The sequence below is a fragment of the Mesorhizobium sp. B2-3-6 genome, from assembly GCF_006442305.1.
Classification (GTDB): Bacteria; Pseudomonadota; Alphaproteobacteria; order Rhizobiales; family Rhizobiaceae; genus Mesorhizobium.
The window spans coordinates 144,383-164,977 of record NZ_VFVW01000004.1; the positions used below are offsets into that span (position 1 = coordinate 144,383).

A 20,595-nucleotide genomic window follows, 5' to 3' on the forward strand; every position below is an offset into this window, starting at 1 on the left:
AACAGGCAGTGGTCTTCGCATGCGCGTACTGGTCGTCGAGGATGACAAGGATCTCAACCGGCAGATATCGGATGCGCTGGTCGACGCCGGCTATGTCGTCGACCGGGCATATGACGGCGAGGAGGGCCATTTTCTCGGTGACACCGAGCCCTACGACGCGGTCGTGCTCGACATCGGCCTGCCGCAAATGGACGGCATCAGCGTGGTCGAGCGCTGGCGGCGCGGCGGCCGCAAGATGCCGGTGCTGATCCTAACCGCCCGCGACCGCTGGAGCGACAAGGTCTCCGGCATCGACGCCGGCGCGGACGACTATGTCACCAAGCCGTTCCACATCGAGGAAGTCCTGGCGCGGGTCAGGGCGCTGATCCGCCGCGCCGCCGGCCACGCCTCATCCGAACTGACCTGCGGCCCGCTGCGCCTCGACACCAAGGCCTCGAAGGCCGATGTCGCCGGCGTGCCGTTGAAGCTGACATCGCATGAGTTCCGCCTGCTTGCCTACCTGATGCATCACATGGGCGAGGTCGTCTCGCGGACCGAACTGGTAGAGCATCTCTACGACCAGGATTTCGACCGCGATTCCAACACGATCGAGGTGTTTGTCGGACGGCTCCGTAAAAAAATGGGCATCGACATGATCGAAACCGTGCGCGGCATGGGTTATCGCATGCGTGAGCCGGAGGCGTAAGGCGGAACCGCTCCCTACCAACCCAACCGTGAGCAAGCGGCTCTCGCTGCGCTTGTGGCCGCGCTCGCTGACGTTCCGCGTCATCGCCTTTTCCACGGTCTGGGCGATCCTGACCCTCATCGTCATTTTCACCCTCATTACCACGCTCTACCGCCAGGCCAGCGAGCGCGGTTTCGACAGCCTGCTTTCTGCGCATCTGTTCAACCTGATCGGCTCCATCGGCATTTCCGACACCGGCGCGCTCACCGGCGCTCCGGATCTCGGCGACCTCCGCTTCTCGGAACCGAATTCGGGCTGGTACTGGTCCGTCGAACCCGCTTCGGAAGGCGTGCACGGCAATCTCCACTCATCGTCGATGACCAGGACGATCCCGTCGCCCGATGTGGCGGACGTTCCCTTCAACGCCAATTTCCAGCGCAGCTACGCGGCGCAAGGCATCGATGGCGAGGAGTTGGTCGTGTTCGAGAGCGAATTCGTTCTCGATGCCAAGAACCGCGCCGCCCGCTTTCGCGTCATGGGCAACAAGACCGAACTGGAACAGGAGATCGCCACCTTCCAGCGCCGCCTCCTGACCTACCTTTCCCTGTTCGGCGTCGGCATGATCGCCATCAACGCCATCGCCATCCTGCTCGGCCTGCAACCGCTGCGAAGGGTCAGGGACGCGCTCGCCATGGTGCGCGAAGGCACCGCGCAAAGACTTGACGGCCAGTTTCCAGCCGAGATTGAACCGCTTGCCAACGAAACCAATGCCTTGATCGAGAACAACCGGCGTATCGTCGAGCGCTCGCGGACTCAGGTCGGCAATCTCGCCCATTCCCTGAAGACGCCGCTGGCGGTGCTGCTCAACGAGGGGCGGGCGCTTGGTGGCGCCAAGGGGCAACTGATCGCCGAACAGGCCGCTTCCATGCAGAAGCAGGTCGATCACTATCTCCAGCGCGCCCGCGTCGCGGCGCAGCGCGACAGCGTCGTCTACCGCACGCCGATAGCGCCGTTGGTGCAGCGCATGGTCAGGGTCTTGCAGAAGCTCAATCCGCGGACCAACCTGTCGTTGTCGCTGCCGCCGATCGAGATCGTCTTTGCCGGCGAGCGCGAGGACCTCGAGGAGTTGCTCGGCAATCTGCTCGAAAACGCGATGAAATGGGCGAAGAGCGCGGTTTCGGTTTCCGTCGTTCCCGTGGGCGACAAGGACGACAACATGTTCGAGATCGCCATCGAAGACGACGGACCGGGCATACCCGAGGAAAAAGCGCGCGAAGCGTTGAAACGCGGACGACGCCTGGACGAGACCAAGCCGGGCACGGGTCTCGGCTTGGCCATTGTCGCCGACCTCGTCAACGAGTATGGAGGCATACTGCTGCTCGAACGGTCCGGCATGGGCGGATTGAAGGCGGTAGTGCGATTGCGGAGCCTTCAGTGATGCCTTTCCCCGGCCGATCGACATTGACGGACTGGGCATGTTATGGCGGCGCACCGATTGGCTCCGTAGCCGGCCCAACGGCCAAATTTCCGACAAATATCAACATTATAGGCTCGCCGACTTCTCCGATGACGCGGCCCCCGGCTCATCCATGACAGGCTCCAGCTCAAGAAAACCGGTTGTTGGCATGAAGATTCGCGTCGCGCTTGTTTCCGCATTGATGGCCGTTTCCGGCTGCACCACCTTGGGCGGCAAGGCTCCCACCATCGCTGCGACGCCGGCCTCCACGCCACCCAGCAGCGGCAAAGTCGCCACGACGATCATTTCGGCGATGGGCGGCGGCCTCATCGGCGGGTCGGTCGGCAGCGGCCTTAGCGAAGCCGAGAAGCGCAGCGCGCTGGAGGCTGAATACAAGGCGCTCGAATACACCACGAGCGGCCAGAAGGTGACGTGGAAGGGCACCCAGGCGTCCCGCTATGGCGAAGTGGTTCCGGCTCAGCCCTACCGCGTCGGCTCACAGGACTGCCGCCAGTACACGCAGACCGTCTTTACCGGCGGGGCAGGCGTCACGGCGCGTGGAACGGCTTGCCGCAACGCCGATGGCAGTTGGACGCCGCTCACCTGACAGGCTAGCCGGTCCATTTCGGACCCGGCCGGTTGATGTCGATGAAGGATAGGCGGCGCGCCCGCCGTCAAAGCGTCGCAGTATGCTTGTGTTGGCAGGGCAAGGCTCTGCCGTTATTGGAAGAACCATGCTGTTCTGGGTCATAGCCGCAATCCTAACGCTGGGCGCCAGCCTGGCGGTGCTGCTGCCGCTGGCCGGTGGCGCCAGAAGCGCGTCTTCGAGCGGCGAGCACGATCTGGAAGTTTATCGCGACCAACTGTCCGAACTCGACCGCGACGCCGCCCGTGGCCTGATCAAGCCTGCCGAAGCCGATGAGGCGCGCGCCGAGATCGCCCGGCGCATCCTTCGCCTCGACAATGCGGACCAGGCCGGCAGCGCATCCGTCGGACGTACATCCGTCGCGACGCGGCTTGTCGCCACCGCGGCCGTGCTGGCGGTGCCGCTGGTCAGTTGGGGCCTCTACATCAACATAGGCTCGCCCGATCTGCCCTCGCAGCCGCTCAGCGAGCGGCTGGCCAAGAATCCGGCCGACAGCTCGGTCGACGAACTTGTGGCTCGCGCCGAAGCCCATCTTGCCGCCAATCCGTCCGACGGCAGGGGATGGGACGTGCTGGCGCCGGTCTATCTGCGCATGCAGCGCTTTTCCGACGCGGTCGCCGCCTATCGCAACGCCATTCGCCTCGACGGCGACAGCGCTGTTCGCCGGGCCGGTCTCGGCGAGGCGATCGCCAGCGCCGCCGGCGGCATCGTTTCGGCGGATGCCCAGGAGGCCTTCGAGGCGGCCCTGAAACTTGACCCGGCCAATGCCAAGGCCGGCTTCTACCTGGCTATGGCCTTGGCGCAGGAGGGCCGCAGCAAGGAGGCGGCCGCGGCCTGGCAGGCGATGCTGGGCACGCTGCCGAAGGATTCGCCATGGCGCGGCGCGATCGAGCAGGCGCTGGCCAAGTCCGGTAGTTCCGGCGCCGGCAATGCAGGCGTCGCTTCGAGCGAGCCGGCAAACGGACCGACCGCGGGCGATATCGATGCCGCTTCATCGATGTCGCCGCAGGACAGGGAAGCCATGATCAACACCATGGTCGCCGGGCTCGACGAGAAGCTGCGGCAGAATCCGCGCGACCCGGAAGGATGGATGCGGCTCGTTCGTTCATACATCGTGCTGGGCAAGGCCGACCAGGCGCGCGAGGCGTTGAGCCGAGCTATTGCCGTCTTTGGAGCCGACAGTGACGAAGCCAGGAAATTCACCGCTTTTGCCGCTTCGCTCGGCCTGACGGCGACGCAATAGGGCTGGACCGGACAATGACACGCAAACAGAAACGATTGTCGGTGATCGCGGGCGGCCTGGCCTTCCTCGGCGCCGCCACCGGCCTGACATTCTACGCGCTCGGCCAGAAGGCGTCCTATTTCTACATGCCCGCCGATCTGGCCACGGCGACGGTGCAGCCGGGCCAGCGCATCAGGCTGGGCGGCCTGGTGGAAAAAGGCACGATCCAGCGCGGGCAGGGGGCGACAGTGGCGTTTTCTGTGACCGACACCCATAAATCGGTCAAGGTCACCTATACAGGCATCCTGCCTGACCTATTTCGCGAGGAGCAGGGGGTCATCACCGAGGGCACGTTCGGCCCGGATGGCGTCTTTGTGGCCGACAGCGTTCTGGCCAAGCACGACGAGCGCTACATGCCCAAGGAAGTGGCCGATGGGCTGAAGGCCAAGGGCGTTTGGCAGGAGAGCAAGAGTGAATAGGCAGGCTCGATATAGCCGGGTTGGTGATCATGGTTGAGACCGGACATTTCGCGCTGGTCCTGGCCTTCGCGCTGGCGCTGGTGCAGACGGTGGTGCCGCTGTTTGGCGCCCGCACCAACAATCAGCGCCTGATGGCGGTCGGCGCTCCCGTCGCGATCACCGGCTTTGCCCTGACGGCACTGTCCTTCGCCGCACTGGTCAGCGCCTATGCGAGTTCCGATTTCTCGGTCGCCAGCGTCTGGGAAAATTCCCATTCGCTGCAGCCGATGATCTATAAGATCACTGGAACCTGGGGCAATCACGAAGGCTCGATGCTGCTCTGGGTGCTGATCCTGACCTTTTTCGGTGCGCTGGTCGCCGCCTTCGGCTCCAACCTGCCGGCGACGCTACGCGCCAACGTGCTTGCCGTGCAGGGTGCGATCGGCGCGACATTCTTCCTGTTTATCCTGGCAACGTCCAATCCCTTCGCCAGGCTTTCGCCGGCGCCCATCGAAGGGCGCGATCTCAATCCCATTTTGCAGGATCTCGGCCTCGCAGTGCACCCGCCACTGCTCTATCTCGGCTATGTCGGCTTCTCGATCTGTTTCTCCTTCTCGGTAGCCGCGCTCATCGACGGACGCATCGATGCGTCCTGGGCGCGATGGGTGCGGCCGTGGACCCTGGTCGCCTGGATGTTCCTGACCGGCGGCATCGCCATGGGCTCGTACTGGGCTTATTACGAGCTCGGCTGGGGCGGCTTCTGGTTCTGGGATCCGGTCGAGAACGCCTCCTTCATGCCCTGGCTCGCGGGCACCGCGCTGCTCCATTCGGCCATCGTCATGGAAAAGCGTTCGGCGCTGAAGATCTGGACGCTGCTGCTCGCCATCCTGACCTTTTCACTGTCGTTGCTCGGCACCTTCCTGGTGCGTTCGGGCGTCCTGACCTCGGTGCATGCCTTCGCCACCGATCCGACGCGCGGCATCTTCATCCTGTGCATACTGACGCTGTTCATCGGTGGATCATTGACGCTGTTTGCACTGCGTGCCTCGAGGCTGACGGCCGGCGGCCTCTTTCATCCGGTTTCGCGCGAAGGCGCGCTGGTGCTGAACAATTTGTTCCTGACCACGGCCACCGCCACCGTACTCGTCGGTACGCTCTATCCGCTGGCGGTCGAGGCCCTTTCGGCCGACAAGATTTCGGTCGGCGCGCCGTTCTTCGACCTCACCTTCGGACCGCTCATGGTGCCGTTGCTGGCCATGGTTCCGTTCGGGCCGCTGCTGGCCTGGAAGCGCGGCGACGTCTTCGCCGTCGCGCAGCGCCTGATGGCAGCTTTCGCGGCGGCGCTTCTGGCAACGCTGGTCACCGCCCTGTTCATCAACGGCGCTTCGGTATTCGCAGCCCTTGGCGTGGGTCTTGCCGTCTGGCTGATCCTCGGCGCTCTCACCGACCTCGCTGTCAAGGCGGGGTTCGGCAATGTGGCTGCGAGGGTCATGGTCAGGCGCCTGCTCGGCCTGCCGCGCTCGGTCTTCGGCACAGCGCTTGCCCACCTCGGTCTTGGCCTGACCACGCTTGGCATCGTCGGCACGCTTTGCTTCGGCACCGAGAAGATCCTGTCGATGCATGCCGGGCAAACCGTCGAATTGTCCGGCCACACTCTGCGTTTCGCCGGGCTCCATCCGGCGCAGGGACCGAATTACAGCGAGGATCGGGGTCGCTTCCAACTGATCGGTGTCGGCGGCAGTCCGGTTGGCGAAATCAGCTCGGCCAAGCGCTTCTATCCGGTACGCCAGACGACGACGACGGAATCAGGCATCAGGACGATGGGCCTTTCGCAGCTTTACATTTCGCTCGGCGACGAGGGCAATGACGGATCGGTCGTGGTGCGCCTGTGGTGGAAACCGCTGGTGACGCTGATCTGGGGCGGCGGCCTGGTCATGATGGTTGGTGCGGCCATGTCGCTGATGGACAGGCGCCTGCGCGTCGGCGCACCCTCGCGCCGCCGCAAGCAGGCCGGCGCCATGAGCCCCGCGGGCCTGCCATGAAGGCGAAGTTGTCCATCGCGTCGCTCGTGATGGTGCTGGCGCTGTCCTTTGCCGGCACGGCGCTGGCGGTGAAGCCCGACGAGATGCTTGCCGATCCGACGCTGGAAGCGAGGGCGCGAGCGCTGTCGGAAGGGCTGCGCTGCATGGTCTGCCAGAACCAGTCGATCGACGAATCCGATGCCGACCTTGCCCGTGACCTGCGCGTTCTGGTGCGCCAGCGCCTGGTCGCTGGCGATACCGACAAGCAGGTGATGGACTATGTGGTTTCGCGCTACGGCGAGTTCGTGCTGCTGAAGCCGCGCTTCGACCTGCGCAACGCTCTGCTTTGGGGCACGCCGGTGATCCTGCTTTTGGCCGGCGGCCTGTTCGTCGTGATCAGCGCGAGATCGCGTCGGACACTGGCGACAAAATCCCTCTCCGCCGACGAGCGGGCGGCACTGGAGGCGATCCTGCGCCGCGATTGAGCGCAGGCGGCGATCGTTCGCCAACATTACCAAAGTTTCATGCGTCGGAAATGGCGTCGTAATGTACGCCGCTCTAATTCTCTTCCTCAGGATGCCGACAAGGCGCGTCCCTTCGAAAAAGAGGATACGAGACCCCATGAATATTGCCCCCAATTCATATTCCCGCACCCGCAAGCGTCTCCTGGCTGCCGTCGCTTCCGTCGCCGTTGCCGGCGCGATCGGCGTTGGCGCATTGACCAGCGGGACCAGCCCCGTTCTGGCCGATGCCGTGCGCGTCGAGGCGCCGCAGGTCCCCAGCTTCGCCGATGTCGTCGAGCGCGTTTCGCCCGCCGTGGTCAGCGTCAAGGTCAAGGCCAAGGTCCAGCCCACCGCCGATGACGGCTCCGACGGCCAGGACGGTTTCGACAATTTGCCCAACAATCCGCAGCTGCGCCGCTTCTTCAAGGAATTCCGCGGCTTTGGCGATCAGGGCGGCCAGAACGACGATGGCCACCGCCGGTTCGGGCATCGTGACCGCGGTAATGGCGAGCCGCGCCCGGTGGCTCAAGGGTCGGGCTTCTTCATCTCCGAGGACGGCTATCTCGTCACCAACAACCATGTCGTCGAAGAGGGCACCGCCTTCACCGTGGTGACCAATGACGGCAAGGAACTCGACGCCAAGCTGGTCGGTACCGACCCGCGCACCGACCTCGCGGTGCTCAAGGTCGAGGGTGGCGGCAAATTTACCTATGTCGACTTCGCCGACGACTCCAAGGTTCGGGTCGGCGATTGGGTCGTGGCCGTCGGCAACCCCTTCGGTCTCGGCGGCACCGTCACCGCCGGCATTGTCTCGGCGCGGGGCCGTGACATCGGCGCCGGTCCCTATGATGATTTCATCCAGATCGACGCCTCGGTCAACCGCGGCAATTCTGGCGGCCCGACCTTCAACCTCAGCGGTCAGGTGGTCGGCATCAACACCGCTATCTTCTCGCCTTCCGGCGGCAGCGTCGGCATCGCCTTCGACATTCCTGCCTCGACCGCCAAGCAGGTCGTCGAGGATCTGATGAAGAGCGGTGCCGTGCAGCGCGGCTGGCTCGGCGTCGAGATCCAGCCGGTCACATCAGATATCGCCGAATCGCTCGGCCTGAAGTCCAACAACGGCGCACTGGTATCCAGCGCACAGGACGACGGCCCCGGCAAGAAGAGCGGCATCACCGCCGGTGACGTGATCACCCAGGTCGACGGCAAGGATGTTGCTTCGCCGAAGGAGCTCGCCCGCCTGATTGGCGCCTATTCGCCGGGCAAGTCGGTTGACGTCACGGTCTGGCGCGACGGCAAGAGCCAGAGCGTCAAGGTGGAGCTCGGCAAGCTGCCTTCAAGCGACAAGCAGGCCTCGGCCGACGACAAGCCTGCGGCTCCGGCTAAGGCCGATACGCTCGCCGATCTCGGTCTGACCGTCACCAAATCCGAGAACGGCAAGGGTTTGGTGGTGACCGATGTCGATCCCGACAGCGATGCCGCCGACCGTGGCATCCAGCCGGGCGACATCATCACCGCGGTCAATTCGATGGAAGTCAACGGCACCGACGACGTCACCAAGGCCATGGACGAAGCGGTGAAATCCGGGCGCAAGGCCGTCCTGATGCAGATTACCCGCGACGACAACAACCGCTTCGTGGCGCTGCCCGTCGCCAAGGGCTGACAACGACTTTTCCAGTGCGGCGGTTTCAAACACCCCCGAGCCGCCGCACGGGAAGTATGGAGCCGAGCACGTTAGTCAGTCCTCGTGCTCCCCTCCGGCGGCAGCGGGCTTCCCATCGCCCGCTGCCGCACTCACCCCGCGGGCCATGCGCTCAGGCTGAGTGAACAAGCGGAGCGCTTTGGTGGCAACGGCATGCCGGCAGCATGTCTGGGCCAGTAACACCAGAGAACCAAGACTTTATCGCGCGCGGCCTGGATCATCTTGATCGCGATGCGCTTTGGCGAAGGCTAAAATGCAGATGCCGGCTACTCAATCTTCCAGCGAAATCGCGTATAACGGTCCTATGAAGATTCTCGTCATAGAAGACGATCGCGAGGCTGCGGATTATCTGCAGAAAGCCTTTACCGAGGCCGGGCACACCGCGCATGTCGCGGGTGACGGCGAGACCGGCTTCGCGCTCGCCGATGCCGGCGACTACGACGTGATGGTCATCGACCGGATGATGCCGCGCCGCGACGGCCTTTCGGTCATCGCCGGCCTGCGCTCCAGGGGGAACGCCACGCCGGTGCTGATCCTGTCGGCGCTGGGCGAGGTCGACGATCGGGTCACCGGCCTACGCGCTGGCGGCGACGATTATCTGACCAAGCCCTATGCCTTTTCCGAGCTGCTCGCCCGCGTCGAGGTGCTGAACCGCCGGGCCAGCGCCAAGGAAGCCGAAACCGTCTACCGCGTCGGCGATCTCGAACTTGACCGGCTTTCGCATTCGGTCAGGCGCGCCGGACGCGAGATCACGCTGCAGCCACGCGAGTTCCGCCTGCTTGAATATCTGATGCGCCATGCCGGTCAGGTGGTGACGCGCACCATGCTGCTCGAAAATGTCTGGGATTATCATTTCGATCCGCAGACCAACGTCATTGACGTCCATGTCTCGCGACTGCGCGGCAAGATCGAAAAAGGCTTCGACAAGCCCATCCTGCATACGATTCGCGGCGCCGGTTACATGCTTAGGGCCGGTTAGGCGGCGGCATGGCCCTTTCCGTGCCTGCCATCATGAAGACGACGGCTGCGCGGCTCTCGGCGCTCTATCTCTTGCTCTTCGCGCTCTGCGCCGTGCTGCTTGTCCTCTACATGACCTCGCTTTCGGCGCGCATGCTGACCGCGCAGACGCAGGAGACCATCAACGACGAAGTGCTCGGCCTTGCCCGCGCCTACCAGCGCGGCGGCCTGCCTGTCCTGGTGCGCGTGGTGGAGCAGCGCTCGCGCCAGCCCGGCGCCAATCTCTATTTGATCGCCGACGCCAACGGCCAGATCCTGACCGGCAACGTGCAGAGCCTGGAGCCGGGGGTCATCGAAACCGAAGGCTGGACGACCGAGCCGTTCTCCTACCGTCGTTTCGGCGAAGGCGAGCTCGACCGGCAGCGCAGCACACCTTCCGATCAGACCACGCCCCAAGCCGGCGATACGGCGGTCCGATCCGAAGGTGAGAAGGGCCACAATGCGATCGCGCTGGTGCTGCGCCTGCCGAACCAGATGATCATGCTGGTCGGCCGCGATCTCGGCGAACCTGAGCGGTTCCGCGCCGTCATCCGCCGCTCCCTGATGCTGGCGCTCGGCATGATGGGGCTGGGCGGGCTGTTGATCTGGTTCTTCGTCGGCCGCGCCGCCCTGAAGCGCATCGATGGCGTTTCGGAAGCCAGCCGCCGCATCATGGGCGGTGATCTTTCGGGCCGGCTGCCGGTGACCGGCGCCGGTGACGAATTCGACCGGCTTTCCGAGAACCTCAACGCCATGCTGGCCAGGATCGCCATGCTCAACGAGGGGCTGAAACAGGTTTCCGACAACATCGCGCATGATCTGAAGACGCCGCTGACCCGGCTGCGCAACCGCGCCGAGGCGACGCTTTCGGGCAAGCACAAGACATCGGACTACCGCCAGGCGCTGGAAGGCACCATCGCCGAGTCCGACCAGCTCATAAAGACCTTCAACGCCATCCTGATGATCTCCCGGCTGGAGGCGGGTTATTCCTCCGAAAGCACCAGTCGCGTCGATCTGGCCGCAGCCGTGCGCGATGTCGTCGAACTCTACGAGCCGGTGGCGGAAGAGGCTGGCGTTTCGCTCGAAGCCGCGGTCAATGGCGCATTCCTTGTCGACGGCAACCGCGAGCTGATCGGCCAGGCGCTGTCTAACATCGTCGACAATGCGATCAAGTACTCGACCGATTCCACCTCCAAGCCGACTGTCCGCGTGACGCTCGAACGCACGCATGGCGAAATCAGGCTTGTCGTCGCCGACAACGGCCAGGGCATTCCGGACGATGCCGATCGCGCCCGGGCGACGGAACGGTTCGTGCGGCTCGAGAAGAGCCGTTCCCAGCCAGGTTCCGGGCTTGGCCTCAGCCTCGCAAAGGCGGTCATGACATTCCACTATGGCCGGCTTGATCTGTTGCCTGGTAATCCCGGATTATCCGTGGTCATGAGTTTTCCCGCGCGGGAGGATCATTGATGACGGCGGCTGCAAAGCGGACGGCGAAGGACTGGCTGTTGAAGCCCGCGGCAAGGCTTGCTCCTCTGGACGACAGCCGGGCCCGGCAGGAGCTGGCCGAGATCGCCACCTTGGCACGCGAAGAAGGATTGACACGGCTGGCGAAATTCCTGGCTGGAACCGGTGAGGCGCAGGACTTCCTGGCCGCTGTCTTCGACCTGTCGCCGTTCCTGCGTGACATGGCGCGTCGCCGGCCGCAGATATTGGATGGGCTTTTCGACCAGCCGATCGGGGCCCGGCTGAAGGCGATCATCGTGGCGATCGACCGGGCATCGTTCTCCGAGACGATCTCCGAATCCAGATTGATGATGGAACTGCGGCAATGGAAGGCCGATGCGCATTTCCTGATCGCGCTGGCCGATCTGGCCGCCGAGGCCGAGACCTCGCTTACGGTGCGGCGGTTGAGCGACCTTGCCGATGCGTGCACGCGCGCCGCCGTCGATTTTCTGCTGCGCGACGCGCATGGCCAGGGCAAGCTGAAGTTGCCGGATCCCGCCAATCCCTCGAACCGGTCGGGCTGGATCCTGCTCGGCATGGGCAAGCTTGGCGCGCATGAGCTCAATTTTTCCTCCGATATCGACCTCGTGGTCTTCTTCGACCCGGAAGCGTCGGCCGTCGTCGATCCGCTCGATGCGACGGAGCTGTTTTCGCGGCTGACGCGCCGTCTGGTGCGCATCCTGCAGGACCGCACCGAACATGGTTATGTCTTCCGCACCGACCTCAGGCTGCGTCCCGATCCCGGTTCGACCCCGCTGGCGATCCCGGTCGAGGCGGCGCTGCGCTACTACGAGGCGCGCGGCCAGAACTGGGAGCGCGCTGCCATGATCAAGGCGCGTCCTGTGGCCGGCGATCTGGACGCCGGCACCGCTTTCCTCAAGGAGCTCCAACCTTACATCTGGCGCAAATACATGGACTATGCCGCGATCGCCGACGTCCACTCGATCAAACGCCAGATCCACGCCCACAAGGGGCATGGCGAAATCGCGGTCAAGGGCCACAACGTCAAGCTCGGGCGCGGCGGCATCCGCGAGATCGAGTTCTTCGTCCAGACGCAGCAGCTCATCGCCGGCGGCCGCTTCCCGGAACTGCGAGGCCGCGAGACTGTGCCGATGCTCGGCCAGCTGGCCGCGCGCGGCTGGATCACCGCCGAGGCACGCGACGCACTGGCCCGGCAATATTGGTTCCTGCGCCGGGTCGAGCATGCCATCCAGATGGTGGCCGACGAGCAGACGCACACCCTGCCGGAGGATGATGAAGGGCTGGAGCGAATCGCGCGCATGCTGGGCTTTGCCGATGCGGCTGCTTTTTCCCTGGGCTTCCGCGCCTCGCTGCAGCAGGTCGAACGTCACTACGCGGCGCTGTTCGAAACCGCACCGGAGCTTTCGGCAGGCATCGGCAATCTGGTCTTCACCGGCGACGTCGACGACCCCGATACACTGCAGACGTTGCACGGTCTCGGCTTCCAGCGAACGAGCGACATCTGCCGCGTGATCCGTGGCTGGCATTTCGGTCGCTACCGCGTCACCCAGTCGGCTGAGGCGCGCGAGCGACTGACGGAACTGACGCCGGCGCTGCTCAAGGCTTTCGGCCAGACGCGTCGGGCCGATGAGGCGTTGATCCGTTTCGACGAGTTCCTCGCCGGCCTGCCTGCAGGCATCCAGCTCTTCTCGCTGCTCCAGTCCAATCCGGCGTTGCTGAAGCTTATGGCGACGATCATGGGCGCCGCGCCACGACTGGCCGCGATCATCACGCGCCGGCCACATGTGTTCGATGGCCTGCTCGATCCCGCTCTTCTCACCGAATTGCCGGATCGTGGCTATCTATCGGCACGGCTTACCGCTTTCCTCGAAGGCGACCGCGCCTATGAGGACGTTCTCGATCGTTTGCGCATCTTTGCCTCCGAGCAGAAATTCCTGATCGGCGTGCGGCTGCTCGCCGGCTCGATCGATCCGGCCCGCGCAGGCCGCGCCTTTTCTGACCTGGCCGACCTCACCATTGAGGCCGCGTTGCGCGCGGTTATGGCCGAATTCGAGGCGCGCCATGGCACAATCGCCGGCGGCGTGGTTTCGCTGCTCGGCATGGGTAAGCTCGGCAGCCGTGAATTGACGGCGGGGTCGGATGTCGACCTCATCCTGCTCTACGATCACGATGCGGACGCCGAGGAATCCGACGGTGAAAAACCGCTGGCGCCCTCGCATTACTACACCAGGATGACGCAGCGCCTCATCTCGGCCGTTTCCGCGCCGACCGCGGAAGGCGTGCTCTATGAACTCGACCTGCGGCTGCGGCCGTCCGGCAACAAGGGGCCGGTGGCCACCCACGTCGACGCCTTCAAGAAATACCAGCGCCAGGAGGCCTGGACCTGGGAGCACATGGCGCTGTCGCGGGCGCGCGCCATTGCCGGAGATGCCAGGCTCTGTGCCGAGGTCGAAGCCGACGTTGCGGCGGTGCTCGGGCAATTGCGCGACGCAGCAAAGGTGAAAGCGGAAGCGTCCGACATGCGCGCCATGATCGAAAAGGAAAAGCCGCCGCGCGACCTCTGGGACATCAAACTCATTGCCGGCGGCCTGATCGATCTCGAATTCATCGCCCAGGTGGCCGTCGTCACGGGCAATGTCGAGTCCGGCCGCAGGGTCACGGCAACCGCGGAGGTATTGTCGCGCCTTGCGCCACAATTCGCAGCCGCCGATGTCAGGGAGGAGCTTGGCGAGGCCTACCGCCTCTATCTGGCGCTGACCCAGATGATCAGGCTTTGCCTCACCGGCCAGTTCGAGCGGGACAATGTGCCGCCGGGGCTTTCGGATCTGCTTCTGGCGGTCACCGACTTGCCGGATTTCGGTGTGCTGGAAGCACATCTCAAGGAGACGTCGCGGAAGGTCAGGAAGGATTTCAACCTTCTGCTTCGTGCCGGGCGGCCGTGATCAACGGCCGTGCGGATCGCATCGGGGGTGACGATGCAACAGGAGAAGACCATGAGAAAGACAACCAAGCTCGCGTTCGCCTTCATCGCGTTGGCAGGAGCCGTCGGCACTGCGGCCTATGCCGAGAACATCGACAGCGCAAACATGCGTGAGCGCACGATGATGCGCCTCAACAAGGCGATGAAGGACAATGACGGCACCATCAGCTTCGACCAGTTCTCAAGCGTCATGGATTCGCGGTTGAAGAAGCTGGTCGCCGACAATGGTGGCAAGCTCACGGTGGAGCAGCTCGCCGCAGCGCTGGAAAAGGCCCGCTTCGAGCACATGGCCAGGCGCATCATCGCGCGTTACGACAACAAGGGCGACGGTACGCTGACGACGGACGACATCGCCAGTCGCGACAAGAAGCTCTTTGCCCTGCTCGACAAGAACAACGACGGAAAGATCAAGAAGGGCGAACTGCCAAAGGGCGGCCGCTTTGGCTTACACCGTCAGTGGGATGACGAAGGCGACGACGGCAGCATGCAATAACGCCTTCCGGCACGGGCTTCGGCGACATCGCCGGAGCCCGTTGCTTAAGCCGCGACCTTGACCACGGGCGTCGCCTTCTTCACCGGAATGCGCACCGACACGATCGTGCCGACACCTTCGGTTGAGCGGATTTTCAGGGCACCGCCTTGCAGTTCGGCCAAAGAGCGCGAGATGGCGAGGCCGAGGCCGGACCCGGCATGGCTCTTGGAGAACTGGTTCTGCACCTGTTCGAAGGGCCGTCCGAGCTTGCCGAGCGCCTCCTTCGGGATGCCGCAGCCATTATCCTCGATCGTCAGCACCAGCGCCCCTGAGGTATTGCGGGCCCTGACCGATATGTGGCCGCCTTGGCCGGTGAATTTCACTGCGTTGGACAAAAGGTTTATGACGATCTGCTTGATCGCTCGGCGGTCGGCAAACAGCGTCAGCGCGTCGGCGATGCGGGTCTCCACGGTGATCGCCTTCTGTGCGGCCTGCAGCGAGACGACCCTGACCGTCTCGCTGATCAGCGGGCCGAGATCGATCTCTTCGCGGTCGAGCGAGAATTGGCCGGCCTCGATTTTTGACATGTCGAGAATGTCGTTGATGACGCCCAGGAGATATTTGCCACTGCTGTTGATGTCGGTGGCGTATTCCTCGTAGCGCTCCGATCCCAGCGGGCCGAACAGCCCCTGTTCCATCAGCTCGGAGAAGCCGATGATGGCGTTCAAGGGCGTGCGCAGTTCATGCGACATGTTGGCCAGGAATTCGGACTTGGCCCGGTTCGCCGCTTCGGCGCGCTCGGTTTCCTTCATGTATTTGCGGTTGAGCTCGACCAGTTCGCGCGCGCGCTCCTCTTCGGCCCGGCGGGCGAGGCTGAGATCGTGTATGGTCGCCATCAGCCGGCGCTCGCTGTCGACCAGCTTTTCTTGATGCAGCTTGATCTGGGTGATGTCGGATCCGACCGAGACAATGCCGCCGTCGCGGGTTCTGAGTTCGTTGACCTGCAACCAGCGGCCGTCGGCCAGCTGCCGTTCGAACGTCGCGCCGCCCTGCGGTCCATTGCTGTTGGCAAGCCGCCGATCGGAAGCGAAAGCGAGCATGCGCTCTTCCAGCGTGGCGCGCACGGCGCCTGGCATCACGTCACGGTCCGAAAGGCCATTGTCCTTCTGGTATTTGGAATTGCACATGATCAGCCGCTCGGCGGCATCCCACAGCACGAAGGACTCGTTGATGTTCTCGATCGCCGTCCTCAGGCGCAAATCGGCTGCCTCGGAACGAAGCGCCAGGTGACGCTGCTCGGTGACGTCGACGGCGATGCCGATCAACTGGATTTCGGGTGCTTCCGGATCCATGACCTGCGCCCTTGCGCGCATCCATACCCACTGCCCGTCGGCATGCCGCATCCGGAACACCTGATCGATATGATCGATCTCGCGCGCGACGATCTTGTTGGCGAGCTGGAACAAGTCGCCATCATCGGGATGGATGATCTCGTCGACCTCGCCGAAGGACAGCATCGTGTCGCATGGCTCGTAGCCCAGCATGTCGTACATCGAGCGCGACCAATACATCTTGCCGCGCACCATGTCCCAGTCCCACAAGCCGCAGCGGCCGCGTACCAGCGCCATGTCGATGCGTTGATGCGCTTCGAGATAGATGCGGTCGGCCGCCTGCGCGCGCGCCGCCTGGCCGAAATAGGCATAGAGGATGATGATCAGCACGCCGGCCGTCAGTACGAACAGCGTCACATTCAGCGAGACTGTCTTGCGCCAGGCGTCGAAAACCGCGTCCTGCGGCACCAGCGCCGCTGCCGCGCCTTTGGGACCGTTCGTCAGGCTGACCGCTGCATACCAGTCCTGCCCGCCAATATCGACCTCCATCACTCCGGCGCGGTCGCCGAACATGAACAGAGGCTGGCCGCCCTGGGCGAGGCTATCCAGCGAACGGCCTTGCCAGGACATCGAGCGCGGCGTCACCGCGGTGATCTTGAAGGCGCTGTCGGTGATGACAAGAACGTGGCCGCGGCTCATCGCGCCCTGGCGGCTGGTCGTTTCCAACAGGTCCTGGATGGCGCCCGGCGCGGTGTCGGACGTGGTGGCCAGCGAACTCGCCAGTTGACCGGACGCCAGCATCAGGATCGCCTTGGCGTTGCGCTCGATATCGTCGCGTTCGTTCATCAGCGACAGGACGCGCAGCGCCGCGATCGCGATCAGGAAGACGACGATGAGAGCCGGTATCGATCGGCGCAGCAATGGCTCCGCCGCCAGAAGCCGCTTGTAGGCCGGTTCGGCGATGAGCCGCGTATTCCCGGCAAGGCCGTCGCCTCGCGGCGTCTCGCGACGCGCAAAAGCTATCCCTCCGGGCGCGCCCCACGCGTCCGCCTTCGCCATAAATGGCACTCCCCGATTTGCCTATGCTTGATGATCCGGCAAACGCCGCACTTCCGAATCGCCATTAAAGAATCAAAGGTGATTCGCCTTGTCCAGTGGTCCGGCGAAAAAAGATTAAAAATCGACTAAAATAGCGGCTTTTCCGCCAACCGAGCAGAGGCATGCGATGGCGATTACCGTGGAAAGGGAATAATATTAGAAATCACGCATATTCCGTGCGGGATTGCACATTGGGAGGAAAGCATGAATCGCAGATCTGCAATTGCTCTCGGCGTGTCAGCGGCAGCGGTAACGCCTTTGTTCGCCCTGGCGGCGTCGGTAAAAACGAGGACATACGGCCCGAAGGAGGGCAAGGAGATTGCGCCCGGCATCAGAGTGGTGGAGGTAGGCACGGGAAACTCAGACATTCCTGCCTACAAAAGCATCTCAATCGTCGATGTCGTGTTTCAGCCCGGCACACATGCGCCGGCGATGGTGATGGACAACGACATGGTATGCACCATCACTGCGGGCGAATTCACGATCAAGAAGGCCGACAAGGAGTTCAAGCTCAAGGAAGGCGACATATACACTTGCGCCAAGGGCAAGACCGACGAGGCGACGAATACGAGCGCCGAGGTCGGCGTGCATCGCATCGCCATGTTGATACCCGCGTAGGGAGGCGGGAATCCGTTCGAGCAGCAGAAGCACAGCCTGACGGGCCGGTGGCGTTGCCTTGGCATTGCCGCCGACCACCATGGTGGCCGCTTGGGTCTGGCTCACGCCAGCGTACGCTCGACGATATCGCTTAAATCCGCCGACAGGTTTTCGGCATTGGCAATCGAAAGCAGCGCTTCCCTGGCCTTGGCCTGCCGGCCAGGTTCGAGCGAACGCCACGACCGGAGCGCCGTTGCCAACCTTGCCGCCACCTGCGGATTGCGTTTTTCGACCTCGAGCACGGTCTGCGTGAAGAATCGGTAGCCTTCGCCGTCGGCGCGGTGGAATCCGGTCTGGTTGGCACTGGAGAATGTGCCGATCAACGAGCGCACCCGGTTCGGATTGGCCATCGAGAAGGCCGGATGCGTGGTCAGGGCGCGAACCGTCTCCACCGCCTGCGGACCGGGTACGCTGGCCTGAATCTGGAACCATTTGTCCATCACAAGCGGGTCGGACGCATATGTCGCTTCGAAAGCCGCCAGTGCCTTGTTTGCCTCCGGCGAACCATGGTGGCGGTGCGCGAGCACGGTCAGTGCCGCCGCGCGGTCAGTCATATTGGTGGCCGACCGGAAGTGCTCCGCCGCAAGCCCGGCGCCATCTGACAGCAGCGAGAGATAATCGAGCATGACGTTGCGCAGCGCCCGCCGTCCGGCGGAAGCTGCGTCCGGGCTGAACGGGCCGGCGTCGGCAAGCCGCTCGTAGAGGCCGGCGAACGCGTCGCGGTTAGCCCTGGCGATTGCCAGCGCCAGCGCCTCGCGCGCAGCGAAGATGGCGTTGGGTTCGATGTTTTTGCCGATGTCGCGCGCTATGTCGGTCTCGCCCGGAAGCGAAAGCGCCAGCGCCCGGTAGGCCGGCTCCAGCGTCTCGTCGCTCGTGATCCTGCCGGCAAGCTCGGTCAGCCGCGCGGTGAAGCCAGGCTCGGCGCCGTCGAGAATCTGGCGGAAGGCCAAGATCAATGCATCCGTAAGCAGCGTGTTGAAGGTCTGCCAGCGCGAGAAGCTGTCGCTGTCGTGGCCGGCAAGGAAGAACTGGTCGTCGGTCTTCTGCTCGACGGCAAGCGTTATCGGCGCCGAGAAGCCGCGGTTCAGCGAAACCGCCGGACGCTCGGCGACGCCTGAGAAGCGCACCACATGCCGGCGCTTGCGGATGTGGATGATGCCGTCCTCGACGCTGGCGCCGTCGACCGCGTCATAGGCGACCGGCTCGCCACCGGCGCCAATCAGACCGAAGGCGAGCGGTATGTGCATCAGTCGTTTGCGGCTTTCCGACGGGGTCGGCGGCACCGATTGCTCGATTTCCAGAGTGAATTCCCGCTCCGCCTGGTTATAGGTCGAGCTCACCGCCAGGTTAGGGGTGCCGGCCTGATGGTACCAGAGCGCGAATTGCGACAAGTCGCGGCCGGACACCTCCTCGAACACTGTCAGGAAATCCTCGATCGTCGCCGCCGTGCCGTCGTGCCGCTCGAAATAGAGGTCCATGCCGGCGCGAAAGCTATCAGGCCCGAGGATGGTACGGATCATGCGCACCACCTCCGAGCCTTTTTCGTAGACGGTCGCCGTGTAGAAATTATTGATCTCGCGATAGCGGCGCGGCCTGACCGGATGCGCCAGCGGCCCCTGGTCCTCGGGGAATTGATGCGCGCGCAGCGTGCGCACCTCGGCGATGCGCTTGACCGCACGCGAACGTTGGTCGGCCGAGAATTCGTGGTCGCGATAAACGGTCAGCCCTTCCTTCAGGCAAAGCTGGAACCAGTCGCGGCAAGTGATTCTGTTGCCTGTCCAATTGTGGAAATACTCATGCGCGATGATCGCCTCGATATTGGCGAAATCGGCGTCCGTCGCGGTCTCTCGGTCGGCCAGCACGTATTTGTCGTTGAAGACGTTGAGGCCCTTGTTCTCCATCGCGCCCATGTTGAAGTCGGACACGGCGACGATGTTGAAGACATCGAGGTCGTATTCGCGGCCGAATGCCTCCTCGTCCCATTGCATCGATCGCTTCAAGGCATCCATGGCGTAGCCGGCGAGCTTCTCCTTGCCGGGCTCGACATAGATGCCGAGCTCGACCGTGCGGCCGGACATGGTAACGAAACTGTCGGCGACCCGGCCGAGATTGCCGGCGACCAGCGCGAACAGATACGATGGCTTGGGGAAGGGATCGTGCCAAATGGCATAGTGCCAGCCATCGCCGAGATTGCCCTTGTCGACCGGGTTTCCGTTGGACAGAAGCAGCGGCGCCTCGTCGCGGCGGGCTTCGATCCGCACGGTGTAGACGGAAAGGATGTCGGGGCGGTCGAGGAAATAGGTGATGCGGCGGAAGCCCTCTGCTTCGCATTGCGTGCAATAGACGTTGCTTGAGCGGTAGAGGCCCATCAGCGCTTCATTGCCCGACGGCGCCAGCTCGGTCTCGATCGACAGCCGAAAGCGACGCGCCGCCGGGGGCCTGAGGATGGTCAGTCGGTCGGGCGTCACGGCAAAATCCGTCGGCTTGGCTTTCCTGCCGTCGATCTCGACGCGCCTGAGCGTCAGCCCGTCGCCATCCAGCACAAGCGGCGTAGAGGCCGCGACGCCATCCCGGCGCTCGACGGTCAAAATTGCCGTGACGATCGTCGCGCCTGGCGAAAGACGGAATTCAAGGTTCGTTTCCGGAATGAGATAGTCGCTGGGGCGATAGTCTTCGAGTTTGAAGACCTGGCCAGTGTCGGTGCGCATTCCTTGGTTCCTGTCTTTCCGGGCCTGTCCTGCCCGTCCAAAATTTTGAAGTCCGCGCTCTTTACACGAACCGGCGGCTCGACAAAACTGCGACAAGGTCTATTCAGACCTTCCTTTCCAGCATCGCGAGGCAGTCATGGCGCGCACCTGGGCAACCACGCGGGAAGCGGCGGGAGCGTGACAGCAGGCCGCGACA

15 protein-coding genes are annotated in these 20,595 nt (G+C 63.8%); 13 read left to right on the forward strand and 2 right to left on the reverse strand.

Annotation, left to right across the window (positions count from 1 at the left end):
* Window positions 1–19 precede the first annotated feature (19 nt).
* From FJ953_RS13220 to FJ953_RS13275, 12 genes are all read left to right on the forward strand, one after another.
* A complete protein-coding gene (locus tag FJ953_RS13220; protein ID WP_140494700.1) occupies window positions 20–685 on the forward strand; it encodes a response regulator transcription factor in 666 nt (221 codons plus the stop codon).
* A 28-nt stretch (window positions 686–713) separates the two neighbouring features.
* Window positions 714–2,102, forward strand: a complete 1,389-nt coding sequence (locus FJ953_RS13225; RefSeq protein ID WP_281405113.1) for an ATP-binding protein — start codon at window positions 714–716, stop codon at window positions 2,100–2,102.
* Window positions 2,103–2,289: 187 nt separating this feature from the next.
* Entirely contained in the window at window positions 2,290–2,727 is a 438-nt protein-coding gene (locus tag FJ953_RS13230) for a hypothetical protein (RefSeq protein ID WP_140520719.1), read from the forward strand.
* Between the two features lie 127 nt (window positions 2,728–2,854).
* Window positions 2,855–4,009, forward strand: a complete 1,155-nt coding sequence (gene ccmI / locus FJ953_RS13235; protein WP_140624509.1) for a c-type cytochrome biogenesis protein CcmI — start codon at window positions 2,855–2,857, stop codon at window positions 4,007–4,009.
* A 14-nt stretch (window positions 4,010–4,023) separates the two neighbouring features.
* The gene (gene ccmE, locus FJ953_RS13240; RefSeq protein WP_140494692.1) at window positions 4,024–4,467 is read left to right on the forward strand and encodes a cytochrome c maturation protein CcmE; all 444 of its coding nucleotides are present in this window, start codon (window positions 4,024–4,026) and stop codon (window positions 4,465–4,467) included.
* Window positions 4,468–4,496: 29 nt separating this feature from the next.
* Window positions 4,497–6,488, forward strand: coding sequence for a heme lyase CcmF/NrfE family subunit (locus FJ953_RS13245; protein ID WP_140624510.1), 1,992 nt, complete (start codon window positions 4,497–4,499; stop codon window positions 6,486–6,488).
* Window positions 6,485–6,952, forward strand: a complete 468-nt coding sequence (locus FJ953_RS13250) for a cytochrome c-type biogenesis protein (RefSeq protein WP_140517973.1) — start codon at window positions 6,485–6,487, stop codon at window positions 6,950–6,952. The genes FJ953_RS13245 and FJ953_RS13250 overlap by 4 nt, the downstream gene beginning before the upstream one ends.
* A 136-nt stretch (window positions 6,953–7,088) precedes the next feature.
* A complete protein-coding gene (locus FJ953_RS13255) occupies window positions 7,089–8,633 on the forward strand; it encodes a Do family serine endopeptidase (RefSeq protein WP_140517974.1) in 1,545 nt (514 codons plus the stop codon).
* Window positions 8,634–8,976: 343 nt separating this feature from the next.
* On the forward strand, window positions 8,977–9,651 hold the full coding sequence (locus FJ953_RS13260) for a response regulator transcription factor (RefSeq protein WP_181165141.1): 675 nt from the start codon (window positions 8,977–8,979) through the stop codon (window positions 9,649–9,651).
* A gap of 8 nt (window positions 9,652–9,659) precedes the next feature.
* Window positions 9,660–11,135 carry an ATP-binding protein gene (locus FJ953_RS13265; protein ID WP_140559439.1) on the forward strand — a complete coding sequence of 492 codons (1,476 nt, stop codon included), beginning with the start codon at window positions 9,660–9,662 and terminating at the stop codon, window positions 11,133–11,135.
* The gene (locus FJ953_RS13270; RefSeq protein WP_140624511.1) at window positions 11,135–14,095 is read left to right on the forward strand and encodes a bifunctional [glutamine synthetase] adenylyltransferase/[glutamine synthetase]-adenylyl-L-tyrosine phosphorylase; all 2,961 of its coding nucleotides are present in this window, start codon (window positions 11,135–11,137) and stop codon (window positions 14,093–14,095) included. Before FJ953_RS13265 ends, FJ953_RS13270 begins: the two co-directional genes overlap by 1 nt.
* Before the next feature lie 51 nt (window positions 14,096–14,146).
* Window positions 14,147–14,626, forward strand: coding sequence for a DUF4179 domain-containing protein (locus FJ953_RS13275; RefSeq protein ID WP_140520713.1), 480 nt, complete (start codon window positions 14,147–14,149; stop codon window positions 14,624–14,626).
* 44 nt (window positions 14,627–14,670) lie between these two features.
* Here FJ953_RS13275 and FJ953_RS13280 read toward each other — a convergent pair whose 3' ends face one another.
* Window positions 14,671–16,995, reverse strand: a complete 2,325-nt coding sequence (locus tag FJ953_RS13280; protein WP_140624512.1) for a PAS domain-containing sensor histidine kinase — start codon at window positions 16,993–16,995, stop codon at window positions 14,671–14,673.
* 243 nt (window positions 16,996–17,238) lie between these two features.
* Between FJ953_RS13280 and FJ953_RS13285 the strand changes: the two genes are divergently transcribed.
* Complete coding sequence (locus FJ953_RS13285; RefSeq protein ID WP_140517978.1) at window positions 17,239–17,652, forward strand: hypothetical protein; 414 nt, start codon at window positions 17,239–17,241, stop codon at window positions 17,650–17,652.
* Between the two features lie 101 nt (window positions 17,653–17,753).
* Here the strand turns inward: FJ953_RS13285 and pepN are convergent, their stop codons facing one another.
* Window positions 17,754–20,399, reverse strand: a complete 2,646-nt coding sequence (gene pepN, locus FJ953_RS13290; RefSeq protein WP_140624513.1) for an aminopeptidase N — start codon at window positions 20,397–20,399, stop codon at window positions 17,754–17,756.
* Window positions 20,400–20,595: the final 196 nt, after the last annotated feature.